22 protein-coding genes and 1 other RNA gene are annotated in these 23,465 nt (G+C 27.6%); 3 read left to right on the top strand and 20 right to left on the bottom strand.

The genetic code is table 11. From position 1 onward, the window contains the following. Positions 1-256: 256 nt before the first annotated feature. Positions 257-1,120, bottom strand: a complete 864-nt coding sequence (locus J2Z53_RS05580) for a TraX family protein (RefSeq protein ID WP_209796272.1) — start codon at positions 1,118-1,120, stop codon at positions 257-259. A gap of 111 nt (positions 1,121-1,231) precedes the next feature. On the opposite strand from J2Z53_RS05580, the gene J2Z53_RS05575 reads away from it, so the two are divergent. Next, entirely contained in the window at positions 1,232-2,089 is an 858-nt protein-coding gene (locus J2Z53_RS05575) for a 50S ribosomal protein L11 methyltransferase (RefSeq protein ID WP_209796270.1), read from the top strand. A 274-nt stretch (positions 2,090-2,363) separates the two neighbouring features. Then, the gene (locus tag J2Z53_RS05570; protein WP_234925779.1) at positions 2,364-3,551 is read left to right on the top strand and encodes a 3D domain-containing protein; all 1,188 of its coding nucleotides are present in this window, start codon (positions 2,364-2,366) and stop codon (positions 3,549-3,551) included. 141 nt (positions 3,552-3,692) lie between these two features. On the opposite strand, the gene pdxT is transcribed toward J2Z53_RS05570, so the two are convergent. From pdxT to J2Z53_RS05520, 10 genes are all read right to left on the bottom strand, one after another. Next, positions 3,693-4,277: a pyridoxal 5'-phosphate synthase glutaminase subunit PdxT gene (gene pdxT / locus J2Z53_RS05565; protein WP_209796268.1), complete on the bottom strand. Its 585-nt coding sequence runs from the start codon at positions 4,275-4,277 to the stop codon at positions 3,693-3,695. Position 4,278: 1 nt separating this feature from the next. Continuing rightward, positions 4,279-5,148 carry a pyridoxal 5'-phosphate synthase lyase subunit PdxS gene (pdxS, locus tag J2Z53_RS05560; RefSeq protein ID WP_209796266.1) on the bottom strand — a complete coding sequence of 290 codons (870 nt, stop codon included), beginning with the start codon at positions 5,146-5,148 and terminating at the stop codon, positions 4,279-4,281. Between the two features lie 195 nt (positions 5,149-5,343). Further along, positions 5,344-5,544, bottom strand: a complete 201-nt coding sequence (locus J2Z53_RS05555; protein ID WP_209796264.1) for a hypothetical protein — start codon at positions 5,542-5,544, stop codon at positions 5,344-5,346. A 277-nt stretch (positions 5,545-5,821) separates the two neighbouring features. Next, an RNA gene (gene rnpB, locus J2Z53_RS05550) (RNase P RNA component class A) lies at positions 5,822-6,164 on the bottom strand. Between the two features lie 53 nt (positions 6,165-6,217). Next, positions 6,218-6,451: a hypothetical protein gene (locus J2Z53_RS05545; protein WP_209796263.1), complete on the bottom strand. Its 234-nt coding sequence runs from the start codon at positions 6,449-6,451 to the stop codon at positions 6,218-6,220. 59 nt (positions 6,452-6,510) lie between these two features. Then, on the bottom strand, positions 6,511-7,305 hold the full coding sequence (locus tag J2Z53_RS05540; protein WP_209796261.1) for a Nif3-like dinuclear metal center hexameric protein: 795 nt from the start codon (positions 7,303-7,305) through the stop codon (positions 6,511-6,513). A 20-nt stretch (positions 7,306-7,325) separates the two neighbouring features. After that, positions 7,326-8,021, bottom strand: a complete 696-nt coding sequence (locus J2Z53_RS05535) for a tRNA (adenine(22)-N(1))-methyltransferase (protein WP_209796253.1) — start codon at positions 8,019-8,021, stop codon at positions 7,326-7,328. Positions 8,022-8,129: 108 nt separating this feature from the next. Then, a complete protein-coding gene (gene rpoD / locus J2Z53_RS05530) occupies positions 8,130-9,254 on the bottom strand; it encodes an RNA polymerase sigma factor RpoD (protein WP_209796383.1) in 1,125 nt (374 codons plus the stop codon). A 6-nt stretch (positions 9,255-9,260) separates the two neighbouring features. Further along, positions 9,261-11,033 (bottom strand): DNA primase, encoded by a 1,773-nt coding sequence (dnaG, locus tag J2Z53_RS05525; RefSeq protein WP_209796251.1) that lies wholly within the window; start codon positions 11,031-11,033, stop codon positions 9,261-9,263. A 203-nt stretch (positions 11,034-11,236) separates the two neighbouring features. Continuing rightward, positions 11,237-12,271, bottom strand: a complete 1,035-nt coding sequence (locus tag J2Z53_RS05520) for a deoxyguanosinetriphosphate triphosphohydrolase (protein WP_209796242.1) — start codon at positions 12,269-12,271, stop codon at positions 11,237-11,239. Between the two features lie 173 nt (positions 12,272-12,444). Between J2Z53_RS05520 and J2Z53_RS05515 the strand changes: the two genes are divergently transcribed. Beyond that, positions 12,445-13,509 (top strand): CotS family spore coat protein, encoded by a 1,065-nt coding sequence (locus J2Z53_RS05515; protein WP_234925777.1) that lies wholly within the window; start codon positions 12,445-12,447, stop codon positions 13,507-13,509. An 83-nt stretch (positions 13,510-13,592) separates the two neighbouring features. On the opposite strand, the gene ppdK is transcribed toward J2Z53_RS05515, so the two are convergent. From ppdK to J2Z53_RS05470, 9 genes are all read right to left on the bottom strand, one after another. After that, positions 13,593-16,220, bottom strand: a complete 2,628-nt coding sequence (gene ppdK / locus J2Z53_RS05510; RefSeq protein WP_209796240.1) for a pyruvate, phosphate dikinase — start codon at positions 16,218-16,220, stop codon at positions 13,593-13,595. A gap of 79 nt (positions 16,221-16,299) precedes the next feature. Next, positions 16,300-16,932: a helix-turn-helix transcriptional regulator gene (locus J2Z53_RS05505; RefSeq protein WP_209796238.1), complete on the bottom strand. Its 633-nt coding sequence runs from the start codon at positions 16,930-16,932 to the stop codon at positions 16,300-16,302. Between the two features lie 314 nt (positions 16,933-17,246). Next, the gene (locus J2Z53_RS05500; RefSeq protein ID WP_209796236.1) at positions 17,247-17,861 is read right to left on the bottom strand and encodes a DUF4342 domain-containing protein; all 615 of its coding nucleotides are present in this window, start codon (positions 17,859-17,861) and stop codon (positions 17,247-17,249) included. A gap of 6 nt (positions 17,862-17,867) precedes the next feature. Beyond that, on the bottom strand, positions 17,868-18,617 hold the full coding sequence (recO, locus tag J2Z53_RS05495) for a DNA repair protein RecO (RefSeq protein ID WP_209796235.1): 750 nt from the start codon (positions 18,615-18,617) through the stop codon (positions 17,868-17,870). A 9-nt stretch (positions 18,618-18,626) separates the two neighbouring features. Then, on the bottom strand, positions 18,627-19,517 hold the full coding sequence (gene era / locus J2Z53_RS05490; RefSeq protein WP_209796234.1) for a GTPase Era: 891 nt from the start codon (positions 19,515-19,517) through the stop codon (positions 18,627-18,629). An 11-nt stretch (positions 19,518-19,528) separates the two neighbouring features. Further along, positions 19,529-19,927 carry a cytidine deaminase gene (locus J2Z53_RS05485; RefSeq protein ID WP_209796233.1) on the bottom strand — a complete coding sequence of 133 codons (399 nt, stop codon included), beginning with the start codon at positions 19,925-19,927 and terminating at the stop codon, positions 19,529-19,531. A 99-nt stretch (positions 19,928-20,026) separates the two neighbouring features. Continuing rightward, positions 20,027-20,728: a diacylglycerol kinase gene (locus tag J2Z53_RS05480; RefSeq protein ID WP_209796232.1), complete on the bottom strand. Its 702-nt coding sequence runs from the start codon at positions 20,726-20,728 to the stop codon at positions 20,027-20,029. A gap of 19 nt (positions 20,729-20,747) precedes the next feature. Beyond that, complete coding sequence (gene ybeY, locus J2Z53_RS05475; RefSeq protein WP_209796231.1) at positions 20,748-21,248, bottom strand: rRNA maturation RNase YbeY; 501 nt, start codon at positions 21,246-21,248, stop codon at positions 20,748-20,750. 128 nt (positions 21,249-21,376) lie between these two features. After that, positions 21,377-23,443, bottom strand: a complete 2,067-nt coding sequence (locus J2Z53_RS05470) for an HD family phosphohydrolase (RefSeq protein ID WP_209796230.1) — start codon at positions 23,441-23,443, stop codon at positions 21,377-21,379. Positions 23,444-23,465 lie beyond the last annotated feature (22 nt).

Genomic DNA, 23,465 nt, shown 5'->3' with positions numbered 1-23,465 from the left:
TTTATAATTAAAGAATATTTTTTTATTTATAAGCGTATAATTCTAATATAACAATACCTCTCTAAAAGTTAGAATTTCTATAACTATCTAATGATTTATCATTAAAGCCCAGTACAAAAAGCTACATTTTGTACTGGGCTTTTAATTAAGCTAAATTTTAAATAAGTTTAATTTTAGATAACCATTCATAATTTCAAAAAATGATCTTACAGTTCTATCTAAAATGAACAATAAATTAAAACATAGATATAAATTTTTATTTTATAAAATTAGTTAATAAGAAAAGTAGCCATATATGTACTGGATAAAATATGTAAAAGAACCATCTTAAATCTTTACCTTTATTTCCATTATATATCATAATTAAAGGTATTGAAAATACCATCATCCACTGTGGATAATTTAATAAAGATTCAACATTAAAACCTGAAAGAAATAATGCCGAAAAAACAACAATTGCAAGATACATATCCCGTCTATTATTAAAACATTTATAAAATATAAATGTAAGTGCTGGCCCTATTATTAAAGATTCTGTAAAGATTCCTATAGAAGCAGCAACTAAAACTTTAACAAAGGCTACTTTGAAGTTTTTAGTTCTAAATTGAACCATTCCATTTAACATAATAAATGCTGCAACCATTGAAAGGAATATATTATTTGATATTATATAAACCTTTGAATCAAATCCATAATTTAAAAGTAATTTACCTATTATCATTAAAAACGTAAATATAATTGCTTTCTTATCTGATATAATTTTTTGTTTAATGGTAATAACTATAAGTGCTACTGATAATATTATAGTACCTATTACAATTAAATAAGATAAAGGCTTAAAATCTCCATAAGATAAAGATTCTCCATTTATCCCCTTTAACATTCCAATGGAAATAATAATATTTCCTAAAAACATACTTTCTGCTGCCACTAATAATCTTTTTAAATAATTGTTTTTTGAAGATGTTTTAAAATACCCCTCAACTAAAAGATAAAAGAATATTGGCATAACTACTCTACCAACATAATTAAACCAAAATGGTGCTCCAGTAAAAAAAACTGCTATGTTGTTAAGTAGCATAAAAATAACCATTAGTATTTTAAGCTTAAATCTGTCCATTATTTTCTCCTTCTTATTTATTTTACATTTATAAATTATAACTCTTTAACCTTTACATTAAAAGCCTTTTGTAATACTATATCAAGTAGACAATTATAAAGAGGTGAAAATATGCATATTTTATCATACAAAGTAAAATATAATGAAGTAGAAGACATAATTACTAAATTACAAATAGAAGATATTTTTAATGTATTTTATGAAAATCCATTAGAAATTACAACTGATGAATTTGGTTATGGATATATTGAAAAGGAAGATGAACCAATAATATTAAAGGTAGCTTATGATGAAGATATAATAAATTTTGATTCTTTTAAAGAAAAAGTTTCAAATATTATTGGTAAAAAAGAAGGTTCAGTAGAAGAAATAAACTATGAATATGAAGAATTTTCAATGCCAGCTATACATATTAATGATGAATGGGTTCTAGCTTCACCTGATGAAGAAGTTAGTGATAAAAAAAAGATAAACTTTATATCACAAGGTGCTTTTGGAACAGGACTTCATGAAACAACTAGAGACTTATTATCTATAATACTTTCAAAAGACTTTTCAAATAAAAGAGTTTTAGATATTGGAACTGGTTCTGGAATTTTATCTTTAGCCACTGCTATAAAAGGTGCTAAGGAGGTTATTGCTTTAGATATTAGAGATGTAGAAGATGAAGTGTTACTTAATGCTTCTTTAAATGGAATTGAAACAATTAAAGTTTTAGTTGGAGATGCTCTATCTTCTGAAGTTGAAGTTAATGGAAAATTTGATTGGATATACATAAATATAGGTGGAGAAGAAACAGAAATGTTTATGGAATTTATAAAAGAACATTTAACAAACGATGGATATCTTTTAGTTTCTGGTTTAGTTGAATGGAGTTTTGACTCTGTAAAAGATATGATAGAATCTAACGGTTTTACTATGACTCAAAAATTCCAATCAGCTGAATGGTGTACTGCTATATTTAAATAAAAATAACTTACAAAATAAGGTATTGTATTTATAAATGTAGAAAATTTAAATACAGTGCCTTATTGTTTTTTATATTTTTCTATTTGAAAATAGTATTGTTTAAAACAAGTAAGATTATCTCAAATTTATTTATAATATGTTAATAAACAGTTATGTATGTATCATTTACATTAATATACTAATAAAAAATGCCCTTTTTTCTTTTCTCTTTTCTAACTGTTGTGCTATACTATTAGAAAATATCAATGTTTTTCTCTAACAAGGAGGTCTTTATATGAAAAAAATCTTGATATGTTTTTTTGTTTTTTTAGGTTTACTCCTAAATATTAGTTTTCCCGCTTTTGCTGATACTAAAGATGATATTCAAAAAAGCAAAGTACAATTTGATGAAATAAGCAATAAAATCCAAGATTTGGATAATAAAATATCAGCTTTAGATTCACAAATTAACTCACTTAACTCTAGTATACAAAATAATAAAGATAAAATGAATTCAATAGAAAAAGAAATTGACAATACAAAACTAAAAATAGAATCTACTAAAAAACAAGTAAATGAAGGACAAGCTATCTTAGCTAATAGATTAAGATCTGCTTATAAAAGTGGAACGTATTCATTATCCTCTTACATTGCTTTTGTATTTGAAGCTAAGGGATTAGGTGAATTTATTGGTAGAATTGAAGCTATAGGTAAAATTATAAACGCAGATAATGATATGATTAAAGAACTTAAACATAATGTAAGTTCACTACAAACTGATATAAAAAGTTTAAATACAAAAAAAGAAGATATAGTTAAACTTAATGATGAAAATGATAAAAATTTAAAAACTCTTGTATCTAAACAAAATGATTTAAAAGAGTCAAAATCTAAATTTGATTCTGAAAAATCACAAATTGAATCTGTTATTATAGAAAACGAAAAAAAACTTATAGCTCACCCTATTAAAGTAATTGATTCATCATCTTCAATTAGTAGTTTACAAGAGGCTGTTTCAACATTAAAACAATTATTACCTCAAATTTCAAACTCATCTGTTAAAGATATAGCTAATTCTTATATTTCAAAAGGTAATGATTTAATAAGTAAAAAACAATCTGAAGAGAAAAACAATTCTAACAAAAATAATAATTCTAATTCAAATAATAATCAAGGTAATGTTTCTGGTAAAAAAACTTTAACTATGGAAGCTACAGCCTATGCCGGACATACAATTACAGCAATGGGAACAAAGCCAGTTAGAGATCCTAATGGACTTAGTACAGTTGCTGTAGATAAAAATGTAATACCTTTAGGTAGTAAAGTTTATGTTTCAGGTTATGGATATGCAATAGCTTCTGATACGGGTGGAGATATAGTTGGTAATAGAATAGATTTATTTATGAATTCAGAACAAGATTGCTTAGCTTTTGGTAGAAGAACTGTAACAGTAAAAATTATAGCTTATCCTGATGAATGGTAATAAAAAAGAGTAACTTAAAAATTTTTAAGTTACTCTTTTTATAATTTATTTAAAAGATTATATGAAGCTTATTTAAAAATATTATATAATAAATACTTAATTTCAATAAATATTTATATTTTTTAAATTAAGTACTAAAGACTAATTATAATTCTTACTCTCTTTAATAAGGCTAATAAAATATTCTAAAAACCTTAAATCAGATGTTAATTCTGGATGAAAAGATGTAACTAACATATTTTTTTCTTTTGCTGCAACAATTTTATCATTTACTTTGCATATAACCTCTACATCTTTTCCTATATGCGTAATATAAGGTGCTCTTATAAATACTAGCTCCATTTTAGTATTTCCTATACATTCTATTTTTTCTAATGTTTTAAAACTATCTATTTGAGTTCCAAAGGCATTTCTTTTAACTGTAATATCCATGAGATTTAAATAATTTTTCTCATTATCTTCTATATTTTTTGCTAAAATAATCATTCCAGCACAAGTTCCCCATACAGGCAATCCATTTTTTATTCTTTCCCTTAAAGGGTTCATTAAACCTGTAATATTTAATAGCTTTCCAATTGTTGTACTCTCTCCACCTGGCAATATTATTCCATCAATATTCTCTAAGTCTTTTTTAGTTTTAACTAAAACCCCACAATGTCCAATCTTTTCTACACAATTTATATGCTCACAAACTCCTCCTTGAAAAGCTAAAACTCCTATTTTCATTTTACCAGCCTCTTTCTGCATACTTTGTTTCTATTTCTTCACAGGAACTTCCTTTCATTGCATCTCCTAAATTTTCAGAAACCTCAGCAAGCTTTACTGGATCATTATAAAATGTTGTTGCAAGTACTATTGCTCTAGCTCTTTTTTCTGGATTTTCTGATTTAAATATTCCAGAACCAACAAATACTCCTTCACTTCCAAGTTGCATCATCAAAGCTGCATCTGCTGGTGTTGCAATTCCACCTGCTGCAAAATTAACTACTGGTAACTTTCCATTTTCATGAACATATTTAACTAATTCATAAGGTGAATTAAAGTTTTTTGAAATAGTCATAAGTTCTTCCTCTTTAGCATTTTTTATTTCTCTAATTTGATCCATCATTGTTCTCATATGAGTTACAGCTTGGATAACATCCCCTGTTCCAGCTTCACCTTTTGTTCTTATCATTGAAGCTCCTTCTCCAATTCTTCTTAATGCCTCTCCAATATTTGTTGCCCCACATACAAAAGGTACTTTAAAATTATCCTTTTTTATATGATATTTATCATCTGCTGGTGTTAATACTTCACTTTCATCAATAAAATCAACATTTAAAGCTTCTAATATTTGAGCCTCTACAAAATGTCCTATTCTAACCTTTGCCATAACTGGTATTGAAACAGCTTCTTGAATTTCCTTAATCATTTTAGGGTCAGACATTCTAGCAACTCCACCTTCTTTTCTAATATCAGAAGGTACTCTCTCTAAAGCCATAACTGCACACGCTCCAGCTTTTTCTGCTATAATAGCCTCCTCTTTGTTAGTTACATCCATTATAACTCCACCTTTAAGCATTTGAGCAAGATTTTTATTTACTACTGATCTTTCCATATTAACATTCCTCCTAAAATTATATTCTTCTTGCTTTATATGGTAGTGCTATAAATTTTCTTTTGCAAATGTATGAGTACAATATAAGAATGCTTTTTTATAATTTTTTACATTTAATAATTTTTCATTTTTTAATTACGTTAAAATAAGGTAGCCAAAATTTATGGCTACCTTATAGCAAGTAATAAGCTATTATTAATTTTTATTTTCATCTTTATTTTTATATTTATTTAAGTAAATAGAACCAAAACATAAAGAAGCTGAACCTAGACATAAATAAACTACACCCATATGTTGGTTTTTATCAAAAAATCTAAGTATAGCCACAATATAAAATATAACTGAACTAAATAAATATAAAATTGATATTATTTTTGTCCCCTTTTCTTTTTTCATTATTCCTCCTATAAAATTTTAATTTGTATTTATAACATTTTTAATATTGTACCATTTTCAATTTGTTTTCCAAATATCCTAAGGATATCCTTTTTCATTATCTTACTATAAATAATAAAATAACTAATCTATTAAAATTTCAATTATAAAAAAATAAATTAGAATATGAAGAATAAATCGTAATTAAACTAACATTGTTGATAATATACTTAAAATAAAAAAAGTTGGCAAAATCTTGGCAAACGCCATTTCAATTTCACCAACCGTTAATTCAACTCACGCGAGATAAGCCATAAGCGGAGTTCTGTATTAAGCAATCATCTATCTAGGCTTACTATTGCTAGCAAGCTCAAGCGACACACCACGAAACGGAGCGGGCAACTCCAAAATGTTTCTATCTCGGTCTTGCTCCAGGTGGGGTTTACATAGCCATAATGTCTCCATTATGCTGGTGAGCTCTTACCTCGCCTTTCCATCCTTACCTAAAAACTTAGGCGGTATATTTCTGTTGCACTTTCCTTCGAGTCGCCTCGACTGGCCGTTAGCCAGCACCCTGCCCTATGGAGCTCCGACTTTCCTCTCCTAGCTCTAAGGCTAGCAGCGATTGCATGTCTTACTCGCAAGATTTATAATATCATATAAACTTTAATTTTACAAATATAAAATTTTCCATTTAGCAAACAAGTACAAATATTATAAGTAATAAAGCCATTATAATTATACCAGTAAATCCAACTCCTAAAAATAATAATGTTAAAAGCATTACTAATGCTACACAACATTTTGCAGGAGTAAGACTACTAAGAAAATTGGCTCTTCTTATAAAATCCCACGGAGAATTTCCTCTTCCTTTAAAATTTTTAAATCCATTAAAAAAGTTATTTCCCCTCACTCCTCTTTTACCCATAACACCATCCATTAAATATTATTATTACTTAATGTATGCAAAACTTTTAAATTTGTTAATTAAATAAATGTATATGGATCATCACTACAAGTTGAAGCTACAAACTCAATTTCTTTAAACTTTTCTTTAAGTGGTTTTATTGTTTCCAAAAAAACTAACCATTCTGTTTTAAAATGACCTGGATCAATTATGGTAATTCCTAATTCTTTATAATCTGAAGCAAAATGATAAGTTGTGTCACCAGTTATTATACAATCTGCTCCTAATTTTACAGCCTTGCTTATAAAATCTTGACCACTTCCATTTATTATAGCTAAAGTATTAACCTTATTTTTCCCAATAACAGTTCTTAAACTCTTAATATTAAGATTTTCCTTTATTAAAGAAACTAAATCTTTAACATCTATCTCTTCATTAAGTCTTACTATTCTTCCAAGTCCAGCTCCACTAAATCCATTTATTCTTGACTCTTCAATTATTTCATCTGATTTAAATCCTAACATTTTTACAATAGTATCATTTATCCCATTTTTTACAGAATCCAAATTTGTATGACTTGAATAAATTGAAATATCATTTTTTATAAGTTCTATTATTTTATCACCTAATAAATCTCCTTTTATAATTCTATTAGGTTTTCTAAAAATTAAAGGGTGATGAGTTATTATCATATCACAATGACTATTTTTAGCTTCTTCTATAACACTTTTTGTACAATCTAAAGCTAATAATACTTTCTTTACATTCCTTTCATAATCTCCTACCATAAGACCTACATTATCAAAGTCTTCCTTTAAAATCTCTGGTGCAATATTGTTCATAACCTTTGTAATATCTTTAACTTTTATACTCATATTTTCATCTCCAAATTAAATTATTTGCAGTAATTTTCTAAACTAGTTAATATATTTATTTTTTCTTCTAATTCTTTCTTTCTAATTAAAGCACTTTCTGTATCATCTTCTATAAAGCTTAAAATCTTTTCGTATTTCTCTTTTTTTGAATTTATATAATCTCCCATTAAATTATGCTTTTCTCTTAATAGCTTAGGACTTATTTCATAGTAAATAGGATCTAATTCTGTTTCTTCTCCATTTTTAACTCTAACTTTAAATAATTCATAATATTTATCTTCATCTATACATAAATCTTCTGCAATAACTTCATATCCAGTTGTATAAAGATATTCTCTTAAAACTTCTGGATTTTGCGCTGGTTGAAGTATCATGAATTTAAAGCTCTTTGCCTTGTCCTTGTCATTTTCTAGTATATCTCTTATTAAGTTTCCACCCATACCAGCTATAACTAATCCTTCTGCTTCTCCTTCTTCTATAGGTTCTAAGCCTCCACCTAGTCTTGTATCAATATTTTCGTCAACGCCTTCAAATATTGAATTTAATTTTGCCTTATCAAGGGGATCTTTGTTTATATCAGAAGCAATGGCATTTTTACATATTCCATTTTTAACAACATATATTGGAATATACCCATGATCTGTACCAACATCAACTAAAGTATCACATTCATCAATATGATCCACTATTAAACTTAATCTTTTACTTAATTCCATAACGTCTCTCCTATTTCTTAACTATGATTTTATTACATTTTTAAATATTTATTATATCATTATAATATTCAAAATAAAATAGCACCTTTTTAGGGTGCTATTTTAAGATTAATCTAAATAATCTTTAAGCTTCTTACTTCTTGATGGATGTCTTAATTTTCTTAAAGCTTTCGCTTCTATTTGTCTTATTCTTTCTCTAGTAACATTAAACTCTTTACCAACTTCTTCTAATGTTCTAGCTCTTCCATCATCTAATCCAAATCTTAATCTTAATACTTTTTCTTCTCTTGGAGTTAATGTATCTAAAACATTTATAAGTTGTTCTTTAAGCATTGTAAATGCAGCAGCTTCTGCTGGTGCTAGGGCATCATCATCTGGAATAAAATCTCCTAAATGACTATCTTCTTCTTCTCCAATAGGAGTTTCAAGTGAAACTGGCTCTTGGGCTATTTTTTGGATTTCTCTAACCTTTTCTACTGGTAAATCCATAACTTTTGATATTTCTTCTGGGAATGGATCTCTACCAAGTTCTTGAAGTAACTGTCTTTGAACTCTTATTAATTTATTAATAGTCTCTACCATATGAACAGGGATTCTTATAGTTCTTGCTTGGTCTGCAATAGCTCTTGTAATTGCCTGTCTTATCCACCATGTAGCATATGTTGAGAATTTATATCCTTTTCTGTAATCAAATTTCTCAACTGCTTTAATAAGACCTAAGTTTCCTTCTTGTATAAGATCTAAGAAAAGCATTCCTCTTCCAACATATCTTTTTGCAATACTTACAACAAGTCTAAGGTTAGCTTCTGCTAATTTTTTCTTAGCATATTGGCTACCTTCCTCTATTTTCTTTGCAAGTTCTATTTCATCTTCTGATGATAATAAAGGTACTTTTCCTATTTCCTTTAAGTACATTCTAACAGGATCATCTATTGCAATTCCTTCTGGAACGCTTAAATCTATTTTTTCCTCCTCTTCTTCTACTTCATGTGGTTCTCCACTAACTTCAATTCCCATTGATTCTAATACTTCATAAATTTTTTCTATTTGTTCTGGAGATAATTCAATATTGTCTATCTCATCCATTATTTCCTTATATGTTAAAGAACCATTTTTCTTTCCTTTTTCAATAAGAGTTTTAACAACATTCATCTTTTGATTTCTATCTTTCTTTTCATCTTTAACTTTCATCTTTGTTTTTCCTGCCATTATTTTGTTACCTCCTTCCGTCATGACCAATTAAACCCTCTCTCCCTTTTTAAGTGCATCATTTATTTTATTAAGTTCTAATGCAATTTTTATTGATTCTTCTATTAGTCCTTTTTGGGCCAAATCTTTTTGTTTATTTTTAAGTTCTTCTCGTCTCTGTATAAGTTTAAAACTTTTAATTTCTTTTATGTAATCCATTATTTGTCTTTCTTTATCTTGAGCCTTTAAAACTCTTAATTCTCTTATATTTACCCATTCTTTAGAAGAATTTACATCATCACACCCAGCCTCAACATGTAAATTAATATTCTTCAACCCTTTTTCCTTGCCATCTTTAATTAAATTAAAAATTTTCGCATGCGATTTAGAATTTAAGTCCTTTGATGAAATATTTGAATTTATATAATTATAACAATCATCTTCTAGCATTAATTTTATCAATGATTTTTCAGCTTTTATATAACCAGGTTCTACATATAATTTTGTTCCAATTTCTTCCTTTTTATTCATTAAATCATCACTTTTCGTATTTCTTGTCATAGCAATTAAGTCATATAATGACTGTTCTTTTATCCCAGTGTCTTCTGATATACTTTTTATATATACATCCTTCTCCACTGGATTTAAATTTGCTAATATTTCAGCAACCCTATTACCATACTTTATAAGTGATCCTTTATCATTAAAGTTTATTCCTTCTTTGGCTTTATTTAACCTATAAGATATTAAACTTTCTGCTTTATTTATTAATTTTAAAAAGGCATCTTTTCCATTACTTCTTACAAATTCATCTGGATCTTTTCCTTGTGGAATTTGTAATACTCTAACATCAAATCCTGCTTCTTTTAGTATTTCAAGTCCTCTAAGTGTTGCTGTTTGTCCTGCAATATCTGCATCATATGAAATAATAACTTTATCAGCATATCTTTTTAAAAGTCTTGCTTGATTAACTGTAAGTGCTGTACCTAAGGATGCTACAACATTTGTTATTCCATATTGATGAAGGGAAATTAAATCCATATATCCTTCAACAATTACAAAATATCTTTCTTCCATTTTGTTTTTTATAGCAAAATTTAAACCATATAAATTTGTTCCTTTTTGAAATACTAAAGTTTCTGGCGAATTTAAATATTTAGGTTTTGAGTCATCTAAAACTCTTCCTCCAAATCCTATAACATCCCCTTTAATATTAAAGACAGGGAAAATTACTCTATTTCTAAATCTATCATAAATTCTTCCCTTCTGGCTTCTTGATACAAGACCTGCTTCAAGCATTATGCTCTCGCTATATCCTCTTTTTTTAAGGTAGTTAATTAAATTTTGCCATCCATCCTTTGCATATCCAAGACCAAATCTCTTTATGGTTACTTCTTTAATTCCTCTATTAGTAAAATATTCTTTTGAAATTTTATCCCTTTGTAAATTTGAGAAAAAGTATCTTGCAGCCTCTACATTCACTTTATATAAAAGTTCTTTCTTTTTAACTAGTTTACTTTCTTCTCCATTTCCAAAGTCTAATGGAATATTTGCTCTTTCTGCTAAATATTTGCAAGCATCTATGAAATTCAAATTTTTTTGCTTCATTACAAATGTAAGTACATTTCCAGCTTCTCCACATCCAAAACATTTATATATTTGTTTATCTTGTGAAACACTAAAAGAAGGCGATTTTTCATTATGAAATGGACATAATCCCATATAATTTCGCCCTGATCTTTTAAGTCTTACTGTTTCTGAAATAACATCGACAATATCACTTTCTTGCTTAATTCTTTCAATAGTTTCCTCTGTAATACGCAAGGAGCTCTCTCCCTCCTCGGCTTTTTATGCAGCCTATATTATATTCGACATTTTTTTTGTTATTCCTTCTTTTATTTATATATAATTCTATAATAATATATTTTTATTGTTCTTTATAATACTATTCTTCTTAAATTCTTAAATTCCTTCTTTTTATCTAATAATTTTATGTTTCCTTATTTTGTATCTTTTTATTCCTATTTTTAATATATAACAAGCTTTGGTACATAAATTTCGTTAAACTTATTTAGACAATAATCGTCACTCATGCCTGCAATATAATCAGCTACTCCTCTAGGTAACCCCTCATTCTCAGCTATTTCTCTATAAAGTAATGGCATTTCTTCTGGATTCTTTACATAAAAATCTATAATTGACTCTAAAATAAATCTTGCTTTTTCTCTCTCAACTCTTAAAATTTCGCCTAAATAAATATTTTTAAACATAAACTTCCTAAGCTCTCTCATTGCTTCATCTTTTTCTTTACTTAAAGAAACTTTAAATACTCCATTATCTAAGTTTTTATTAGATTCACTTATAAAATCAAGAACTAATGTTTCTATTCTTTCAGAATGAGTTTTTCCAAGAACATTTCTAATTTCTTTTGGAATATCTTCTTCACTTAATAAATTTGCTCTTATTGAATCATCAATATCATGATTTAAGTAAGCTATTTTATCTGAATATTTAACAACTCTTCCCTCTAAAGTCATTGCTTCTCTATTTTCATTTTTAGAAAGTCCACTATGTTTTAGTATTCCATCAATGACTTCTTTTGTTAAGTTTAACCCTTTACCATCTTTTTCTAACTTTTCAACTACTCTTATACTTTGTTCATTATGTTTAAATCCTTCTTTAAGAAATGAATTTAAAACTTCTTCCCCATTATGTGCAAATGCAACATGACCTAAGTCGTGTCCTAATGCTATAGCTTCTATAAGGTATTCATTAAGGCCAATACCAACTCCAATAGTTCTAGCTATTTGAGATACCTCTAAGGTGTGAGTTAATCTATTTCTATAATGATCACCCTTTGTTCTTATATATACCTGTGTTTTATCTTTCAACCTTCTAAATGCTTTTGAATGTATTATTCTATCTCTATCAACCATAAAACAAGTTCTAATGTTCTCTTTTTTGCTTTCCTCTTTTTTTCGACCTAGACTCTCAAAGGAATGCTGCCCTTCATTTCTTAATGTCAATCTTTCAAAATTCTCAATTTTTTCTCTTATATTCATTTAAATTCACCTCATATGAAGCATTCTATATTTATCTTTAAAATCCTCTAATTATTACTCTAATTTATTATTTGCATTTTTTTTAATTTTATTATTTAAAACTATTATTATTCTATTTTATCTATCTAAATAATAGTATAGTAATAAGTAACTATTATAAGGAGGCATTCTTTTTGATTAAAAATAAGAATACTAAAAATTTCAACATATTCTCAGAAGAAAATATTAAAAAGTTTATATTAATTCATTATGGATTAGAAAAATCTTCTGTATCTATGGTAAAATTTAAAAACACAGATAAACAAAGAGCAGTATATAAAGTTCACTATAAAGATAAATATTATTGCTTAAAAAAAGTTTATTTTGATGAACAAAATTTACTTTTTGTATATTCTGCTTTAGAATGGCTTTCTAAAAATGGTATAAAAACACCTACTTTTTTAAATTCATTATCTGGAAATAAGTTTGTTAAATTTAATGATATGTATTTTGTTCTTACTATATGGATAGATGGTATAAAATGTGACTTTGATAATTTAGATCACATTATTACATCAATAAAACAACTTGCAGGTATTCACTCATGCTCAAAAAACTTTTCTCCAATAGAAGGTAGTTACATGCGAATAGGTTTTTCTGATTATTACATATCAATTTTAAAACATTTTAATCAGCTATTAACATGCTATAATACTGCCTTTAAAATTAAAGATAAATTTTCTAATGAATATATAAATAATTTTGATGATAATCTAGAACTTGCTAAATGGTCATTATATTTATCATCTAATATTGACAATAAAGAACTTTCATCCTCCTTGTGTCATGGAGATTATGTAAATAAAAATATTATATTTGATCTAAATTCAAAAATATGGGCAATAGATTTAGATAAATGCAAAATAGATTATTCAGCTCATGATTTAGGATATTTTCTAAGAAGACTTTTAAAACGAGGAAATACTAAATTTGATGTTGAACTTACATTAGATATATTAAGAACATATAATGAAATATCCCCTCTTACACCATCTGATATAAGATATGTTTTAGCTTATATATGTTTTCCCCAAAAATTTTGGAAATTATCAAGAGACTATTACAATAACATAAACAAATGTAATAAAGAAAGTTTTTTACATCTTTTAAAAAAGTCCAATGAAAAAACTTATTTTCAACTTAAATTTATTGAAGAAATTTATTTAAGAATAAAATCTGAATATAGTTTTAATCTATGAAAATAGAATAAACTAAAAATTCCCCTGCCAATTAGAAACAGGGGAATTTTAATTTTTAAATTATTTTTTATATTAAATTTTTACTATCTTTTATTTTTAACTTGTGCTTGAGCTGCTGCAAGTCTTGCAAGCGGTACTCTAAATGGTGAGCATGAAACATAGTCTAATCCTATGTTATGGAAAAATTCTACTGATGATGGATCTCCTCCATGTTCTCCACATATTCCAAGTTTAATATCATTTCTTGTAGATCTTCCTTTTTCTGCTGCCATTTTTACTAATTGACCAACACCTTTTTGATCAAGTTTTGCAAATGGATCTTGTTCATAAATTCCATTTTCATAATATGATGCTAAGAACTTAGATGCATCATCTCTTGAGAATCCAAAAGTCATTTGAGTTAAATCATTTGTTCCAAATGAGAAGAACTCAGCCTCCTCAGCTATTTCATCTGCTGTAAGTGCAGCCCTTGGAATTTCTATCATTGTACCAACTTTATAATCTATAGTAACTCCTTTTTCTGCCATTACTTCATTTGCTGTATTAACAACTATATTTTTAACAAATTTTAGCTCCTTAATTTCTCCAATAAGCGGAATCATTATTTCAGGTACTATATCATATCCTCTTTCTATCTTAACAGCTATTGCAGCTTCAATTATAGCTCTTGTTTGCATTTCTGCAATTTCAGGATAAGTAACCGCAAGACGACATCCTCTATGTCCCATCATTGGATTAAATTCATGTTTATCACAAACTGCTGCTTTTATATCTTCAATATCTACATTAAGTTCTTTAGCTAAAGATAGCATATCTTCTTCAGTATGAGGTAAGAATTCATGAAGTGGTGGATCTAAAAGTCTTATAGTTGCTGGCATTCCTCTAAGTGCTTCATATATTCCTATAAAGTCTGCCTTTTGCATTGGCAATATCTTATTAAGAGCAATTCTTCTATCTTCTTCTGTTTTAGCTATTATCATTTCTCTAACAGCTAATATTCTATCTTCTGCAAAGAACATATGCTCTGTTCTACAAAGTCCTATTCCTTCAGCTCCAAATTCAACTGCTTGTTTAGCATCTCTTGGAGTATCTGCATTAGTTCTAACCTTTAATTTTCTTATTCCATCTACCCATTCCATAAATGTAGCAAAATGTCCTGTTATTTCTGGAGTAACTGTTTTAATTTTTTCCCCATATATATTGCCTGTTGTTCCATCTATTGATATAAAATCTTTATCAGTATATACTTTTCCATTCACTTCTAAAGTTCTATTTTCTTCATTAACTTTTAACTCACCACATCCTGCAACACAGCAAGTTCCCATTCCTCTTGCTACTACTGCTGCATGAGAAGTCATACCGCCTCTTACAGTTAATATACCTTCTGATGCTACCATTCCTTCTATATCTTCTGGTGATGTTTCAAGTCTAACTAAAACTACCTTTTCTCCATTTGCTGCTCTATCTTTTGCTTCTTCTGCTGTAAATGCAATTTTACCGCAAGCAGCTCCTGGTGAAGCTGGTAATCCTTTTGCTATTGGATTTGCACTTTTTAAATCTTCATCATAAAAAGCTGGATGAAGTAATGTATCTAACTGTTTAGGCTCTACCTTAAGTATTGCCTCTTCTTTACTAATCATTCCTTCTTCAACTAAATCAACAGCTATTTTAAGTGCAGCTTGAGCAGTTCTTTTTCCATTTCTTGTTTGTAAAAAATACAGTTTACCTTCTTCTATAGTTATTTCCATATCTTGCATATCTTTGTAATGTTCTTCTAATTTATTAACAATATCAATAAATTCTTTATAAATCTTTGGGTTTTGTTCTTCTAACTTTCTTATTGGAAGTGGTGTTCTTATTCCCGCAACAACATCTTCACCTTGTGCATTCATTAAATATTCGCCATATATTTCTTTTTCTCCATTAGCTGGGTTTCTTGAAAATACTACTCCTGTTCCTGAAGTTTCTCCTTTATTTCCAAATACCATTTGTTGAACATTTACAGCTGTTCCCCATTCGCCTGGTATATCATTTAATCTTCTGTAAACTATAGCTCTTGGATTGTTCCATGATCTAAATACAGCTGTTACTGCTTCTATTAATTGTTCTCTTGGTTCTTGTGGAAATTCTTTTCCCATTTCTTTTTTGTATATCATCTTATATTGACTAACAAGCTCTTTTAAATCTTCTGTTGTTAACTCTGTATCAAATTCAACACCTTTTTTTGCTTTAATATCGTCAATTTTTGATTCAAATAATCTTTTTTCAATTCCCATAACAACATCTGAAAACATTTGAATAAATCTTCTATAAGAATCATAAGCGAATCTTGGGTTATTTGTAAGCTTTGCCATTGCTTCTACAGCTATATCATTTAACCCTAAATTTAATATTGTATCCATCATACCAGGCATTGAAACTCTTGCACCTGATCTTACTGAAACAAGTAACGGATTTTCTGTACTTCCAAATTCCTTTCCAGTTTCTTTTTCAAGTTCTCTCATGGCATTTTCTATCTCTTTTATAATTGAAGATGCTATAACCTTGCCATCTTCATAATACTTATTGCAAGCCTCTGTTGTAATAGTAAATCCATGTGGAACAGGAACTCCTAAGTTAGACATTTCAGCTAAATTAGCTCCTTTACCCCCTAAAAGATTTCTCATTGATGCATTTCCTTCTTTGAAAAGGTAAACGTATTTTTTATCCATTCAATACTCCTCCGTTCAATACTAATGTTATCTATAACTAACAGAGATTTTTAAAATTCCCTGAAGTCTACTAATTAAATTATTCATTTTCTCCAAGCTTAACAAATAATTTTGTAACGTTAGTTTTTGAAACCTTACCCACTATTTTGTATTGTTCTTTGTCATCTACTATAATCTTTTCTACGATTGGAATACTGTCTATTTCATGTTCTATAATTTTTTTTGCTATATCATAGGCAGGATCATCTGGAGTTCCGCATACAATGTTTGGCATTCTAGTCATTATTACTCCAACTGGAACTCTATGAATATCTGTTCCTCCAATTGCAATTTTAAGAAAATCTTTTCTTGAAACAGCTCCTGTTAAAAATCCAGAGTTTTCAACGAATAATGTGCCAACATCATTTAAGAACAGGTATACGATTGCATCGTATACTGTTGTTGATTCATTAACTATTGATGGTTTTGACATTATATTACAGACCTTAATTTCATTTATATACTCATGAACCAAACTACTTTTTGGTTTATTTGAATATACATATCCTACCTTTGGTCTTGCATCTAATGTACCTATCATTGTTAAAATTGCAAGATCTGCCCTAAGTGCAGCTCTGGTTACTCCAAGCTTTTCAGCCAAACATTCACTTGTAATTGGCTGTCCTTCCTTAACTAATCTAATTATTTCTTCTTGCCTATCTGACAATTTCAAAACTAATCCCTCTTTCCAAAACAAGGATAATTATTTGTTAAAGTTTCTCTTGACACGTTTATTATAGCACTTTTTTTATATACAGTATACCTTTTAATAAAATTTTTACATAAAGTATACTGTATATATTTATATGTGATATACTATTTCTACATATCATATTTTTTATTATTTAAACTATATTTTAATTATAAATACATATTAAATAATACGCTATATTGCATTTCTTCCATTTTTTAACAAATAATAAATTTATCTCTTGCTATATCATTTTATCTCTGCTACATATATGTTTTTCTTGATTTTTCTTCCATTTATTTCCTATCATCAAAATTCACAGTATATGTATATACAGTCTCATCACTACCATAAACTTTTTGCTTATTTGTTTTTTTATCTTTTAAATCATTTTTCTTATTGTTTATTTTTTCTTTTACTATTTCTGATACTTCTTGTGCTTTTCCTTTAACTCCATCTGCTGCCTTTTCAATATATTTATTTACTATCTCAACAGAACCATCACATTTAGTAATCTCTATAGTTACCTTTGTAGCAACTGCCGCAATAACTCCAAAAGCTAAAATAGGTGGCATAATAACTCCTATAACTGTTGCAGCTATTCCAGCATTTACTGGTACATCTACTAAAACAGAATTATCTTTTTTAATTTTTATTCTACTTATATTTCCTTTTTCTATTAATTCTTTAAGCCAAGCTTTAAATTGTGCTATTGTTTCTGTGGCTTTACATTCATTGCAATTTTTTGAAGATTCCTCTTCAGCAAATGGAACTACAACATTATTTTCTATATATATTAATGCCTCTAATAAGTCTCCATCATTAATTTCTAAAGCTTTTTTAGCCATTTCATAGCTAACTCCAGTTCTTTCTCTTATTTGATCAACCTTTTCTAAAGTAATTTCTTTCATAAATTATCACTCCTTTAAATAACTTAGCATTTCTAGACTCTTTGGTTTTTTTGAATAGTTTGAAGAAATTATAAATGTTATAACTCTTTCTATTTCTTTCTTTATATCTTTTGATAAATTAAGTCTAAATATTTTATCAGAACTTGTGTTAGTCAAAAATTTTAAAGCATTATAGGAACCTTTAGAAATATAAATTCCTTGTACTTTATTACAATCTTCACATACGCCTCCAAAATTAGATAAACTTATATAATTTGAAACATTAATCTTTTTATTGCAACTAACACAATGATCTAATATAAGACCATACCCAGTAGCTTTTAAAAGCTTTAGTTCAAAGGATCTAATAAGTAATTCATAATCTATAGCATCAGTATCTAAAAGATACAAAGTAGTAATAAATTCTTTATATAACCATTTATTACTTTCACCTTCTATTAATGCTATATCAATTAGCTCACATAAATAAGAAGAATATGTTAACTTATCTAAATTACTCATAAGACCTTGAAAAGAACTAATTATCTTACCCTCTTGAAGATTAGATAAATTTTTTCCTTTAAAAATCATATAATCTCCATAACAAAGAGGAAGGGTTATTGCAAATAGTTTACTCTTATTTCTTTTTGCTCCTCTTGCTATAGCTGTAATTTTGCCTAGTTTTTCTGTATACATCCAAACTAATTTATCATTTTCTTTATAGTCTTGTGTTTTAATAATTACACCATTTGTTTTTATTAAGGTCAATTTACACAACTCCCAAAACTATTTAAGCTTCTTATAACCTAAATCTTTTAATAATGTTTGGTTATCTCTCCATTCTTTTCTAACCTTAACCCATATTTTTATATTGACTTTACTTCTTAGGAATCTCTCTAATTCATATCGTGAAGCTTCACCTATTTTCTTTAAAGATTGACCATTTTTACCTATTATTATTCCTTTATGTGAATCTTTTTCACATATTAAATCAACTTCAATATGATATGTTCCATTTTCTTTTTGTTTCATTTGAATTACATCAACTGCAATTCCATGTGGAACTTCATCTCTTAAAGTTCTAAGTGCTTTTTCTCTAACTATTTCTGACACAACAAATCTTTCTTGAACATCTGTTATCATATCTTCTGGATAATATTTAGGTCCTTCTGGTAATTCTTTAACCATTAATTTTATTAATTCATCGACATTTTTTCCTTTTAATGCTGATATTGGAATTATTTCCTTAAAGTTAAATTCCTTTGAAAAATCCACAAGACTTTTTGCAACAATATCTTGAGTGAATTCATCTACTTTATTTAATACTAAAAATACTGGTGCATTTTTTGATTTTAATGATTCTAGTATAAATTTATCTCCTCTTCCTATTTCTTCTCCTGGATTAGTTAAGAAAAGAATTAAGTCAACATCATTAGTTGAATCCTTTGCTGAATTAACCATATACTCTCCTAATTTATGCTTTGGTTTGTGTATACCTGGTGTATCAACAAATATCATTTGATAGTCATTTGTAGTTAGTATAGTTTGAATATTATTTCTTGTTGTCTGAGGTTTATTAGAAACTATAGAAAGTTTTTCCCCCATTATATAATTCATTAATGTAGATTTTCCTACATTTGGTCTTCCTACTATTGATATAAATCCTGATTTAAACATTTTTCCTCCTATTACTCTAGATCCTTTTTTGTAAAGAATCCAGGCATTATTTCTCCTAAAGTTTTTTCTATATAGTCATTTTCATTTTTTATAATATAAATTTTCATGTCTTTACTTTCTGCAAATTCTGTAATTACTTGCCTACAAATGCCACATGGATAAGTGTAACCATTTGGATCTCCAATAAGTGCTAATTCTTTTAACACCCTATTACCATTTGATACTCCATTAAATATTGCTGTTCTTTCAGCGCAATTTGTTGCTCCAAAAGATGCATTTTCAATATTGCATCCAGTATATATATTATTGTCTTCAAAAAGTGCAGCTGCTCCAACTTTAAAATTTGAGTAAGGAGAATATGCCTTTTCCCTTGCATTAATTGCCGCTTTTATTAATTTATTATTTCCCATATATACATCCCCCATTTCGAAATTGTATAATCTATTTCTTATTGCGTGATATTTATTATAACACTAATAAATAATTTTCAAAAGTTATATATTAAAGCTTTAAATTTTAAGTAATACAAATATAAATAAAGTTATTAAAATTCCAAATAAAGCTCCTACAATAACTTCAAAAACAGAGTGAATTTCTGAATCAACTCTACTTTGTGCCGTAATTATAGCCATAATAAAACTTAGCATAATGCATATAGGTTCTTCTGTTATTAAAGATATTATTGTTGCTATTGAAAATGCAATGGCACTATGTCCACTTGGCATTCCGCCCTTTAGTGGTGTTCCTTCTCCAAATATTGCTTTTACTATTATTGTAGCTATAGATACAAAAACCAAAATAATAAATATAGTATGAGGCTCTGACATTCTTATTTTATGAATTAATATAAAGGATAACTCTGATAACTTATCCCAAAATATAATATACCCAACAACTACTGCATTTATAGCAGTTAAAAGAACTGCTCCTGCTGCAACATTTTTAGCTATTTTAGCTAATGGATGATAATGATTAGTATTCATATCTACAACAGCTTCTATAGCAGTATTTAGAAGTTCTGCACCAATTACCATAGTTATTGTTATAGCAAGAATTAAAAATTCACTTTTAGATACATTAAAGAAAAGGCACGCTATTAATACACCTAAGGTAACTACCATATGTATTTTCATGTTTCTTTGCGTTCTAACTGTATATATAATTCCATCTATAGCATTATTAAAACTATCAACCAATTTCTTTAACTTCATAAAAACCACCCTTATGTTTTTATCTTCTAATATTTAATTTAGAAAGTATATCCTCTTCTCTTTTTCTCATTATCTTTTTATCTAATTCTTCCATATGATCATACCCTAATAAATGTAATACTGAGTGAACAACTAAATAAGATGCTTCCCTCTCAAATGAATGATTATATTCTTTACTTTGTTCTAGTGCTCTTTCAAGAGATAATACTATATCACCTAAAACTAATTCTTCTCCATCCATGAAAGTTATATCAAAGTCTTTATCTTTATAAAGTTCCTTAAACACCTTTTTATCTTCATAATCAAGCATTGGAAAAGAAAGTACATCTGTAGCTCTATCTATTCCTCTTGTTTCATTATTTATTTCTCTTATTTCTTCATTATCAACAAAAATCATTGATATTTCAGAAGGAATTAAAACTTCTTCTTCTTTTAATGCAAATTCTATAACTTTTTCTAAATTTTCAATAAATTCTTTTGAAACTTCTATTTTATCTTGTCTATTATCTACGTAAATCATTAAAATTCTCCTAAATATTATTTTATTGTTAAACTGGTATTTTCTAATAAATATATAATAAAAATACCAATTTAAAGCATATGCTATTATTTAAATTAAATTATGGGGAGTTTCTCTCCCCATATAAATTATCCTTCTTTAACCTTCTTTTCCGTTGGATATTCTATTCTTTGATGATATATTCCAAGTAGTGCTTTAAGAAAGCATTTTCTTATTTTTTCTAAATCTTTTAATGTTAAATCACAATTATCAAGCTGTCCTGAATAAAGCTTATCTTTAATAATATTATTTACCATTTCCTCAATTTTGCCTTTAGTAGGTTCAGAAATTGATCTAACGGCGGCTTCAACACTATCTGCAAGCATTATAATTCCAGCTTCTTTGCTACTTGGTATTGGCCCTGGATATTTAAAATCTTCCTCTTTAACATCCTCTGGATTTTCTGCATTGTTTTTCATTGTATAATAAAAATATTTAACTAATGTTGTTCCATGATGTTGTTCTATAATGTCTTTAATTACTTCTGGTAAATTATATTCCTTTGCAAGTTCTACACCATCTTTAACATGTGATGTTATTATAAGTGTACTTAAGTTAGGACTTATTTTATCATGAGGATTTTCTTTTCCTATTTGATTTTCTCCAAAAAAGTATGGTCTTTTTGTTTTACCAACATCATGAAAATATGCTCCTACCCTTGCAATTACAGGACTTGCATTAATTTCTTCAGCTGCCATTTCTGCAAGATTTGCAACTAACATACTATGATGATAAGTTCCAGGTGCCTCCATTAAAAGTTTCTTTAATAGTGGATTATTTGGATTTGATATTTCAAGTAACTTTAATGTTGTTACAACATCAAAAGTAGATTCTAAAAACGGTAATATTCCAATTGCAAGAATTGCTGAAAAAATAACACCAACAGCTGCAAGTAAACTAACTATCATTATCTCTTTTAAATTATTTGAAAGTAAAACTCCTGTTGTAAAAGTTAAGAGAGCACTCATTACCATTAATGAAATAGATGAATAAAATATATCATTCCTCTGTTGCATTTTTCTAAGTCCTGTTGAACCAAGTATTGAATTTAATATTCCAACCATAATAATTTGTGGATTGAAATTAACTAAAGCACCTATTATAATTACGTTTATACTACATACAACAAGTGATAGCTTATAATCTATAAGAAGTGATATAAGTATTGGTGCACAAGCAAGAGGTATTGCAAAAGGTGACAATCCACCTATAACCCTTGCTAAAATAAAACTAAATATATTTATAATATTAATTAATATCATAAGCTTTGTATTTTTAAATACCTGTTTATGATTTTTTGCAATATAAATATATTGTGTAAAAAATACTATTAATGTAAATAAAGCAAGAACGGTATAAAGGATTAAAAATGAAGTTCCACCACTTTGATCTAACAGTCCTAAATCTTTAAGAATAGCTATTTGTTCTGCTGTGACTGGTTCTCCTTCACTTACAATAGTTTGATTCTTTTTAATTATTACTTTAGGTACATTTCTTTGTACTTCTTTAATAAGCTCCTCTGTTTTTTCTTTATCATAGAAAAAATTTGGTTTTATTTCTGGAATAACAAGCTTTTTAAGAACTTTCTTTGTATTAAATGAAGCATTAATGTCATCTATTCTTTTATCAGCTAAAGTAACAGCTTTTTTTAAACTACTATCATTTCCATCTTCTATGTTATTTTGATATACTTCTTTTATGATACCATTTATTTCAAATTTTATATCATTTAATGAATTTTGTGAAAGTGACAATAACTGTTTATAATCACTCTCAGTTAAATTTTTATTATTAAGCTTTGCAAGTTCCTTTAACTTTTCTTTATTATCTTCAACTGTAGTATTCAAATTTATTATTTTATTTAATACATCATCAACATTTTTTTCTACTTCATTTTCTACTTCACCCTTTAACGTATAGGGTTTATCTATTTTATCCGTGGCTTCTTTTATTCTCTCTTGAGTTGCAAGTTCATTAACAGTATCTCTTGGAGCCTTTATATCAATCCTTGCAATGTCACCCTCTTTTAAATCATATTGTTTAGGTGCTACTGCAGTTACAAGCAATATATATGTTATTAAAATAGTAATTGTATTAATTAAAAACCTTATATATTTTTCCTTAGGCTTAATATCTATCCGTTCCCTCTTTATCAAGTTTATCACCTTCTTATCAACT

The sequence above is a fragment of the Clostridium moniliforme genome, from assembly GCF_017873235.1.
In the GTDB taxonomy this organism is placed as follows: Bacteria; Bacillota; Clostridia; order Clostridiales; family Clostridiaceae; genus Clostridium; species Clostridium moniliforme.
Note: the sequence above shows the minus strand (reverse complement) of the source record. Positions and strands in the feature narration are given on the sequence as shown.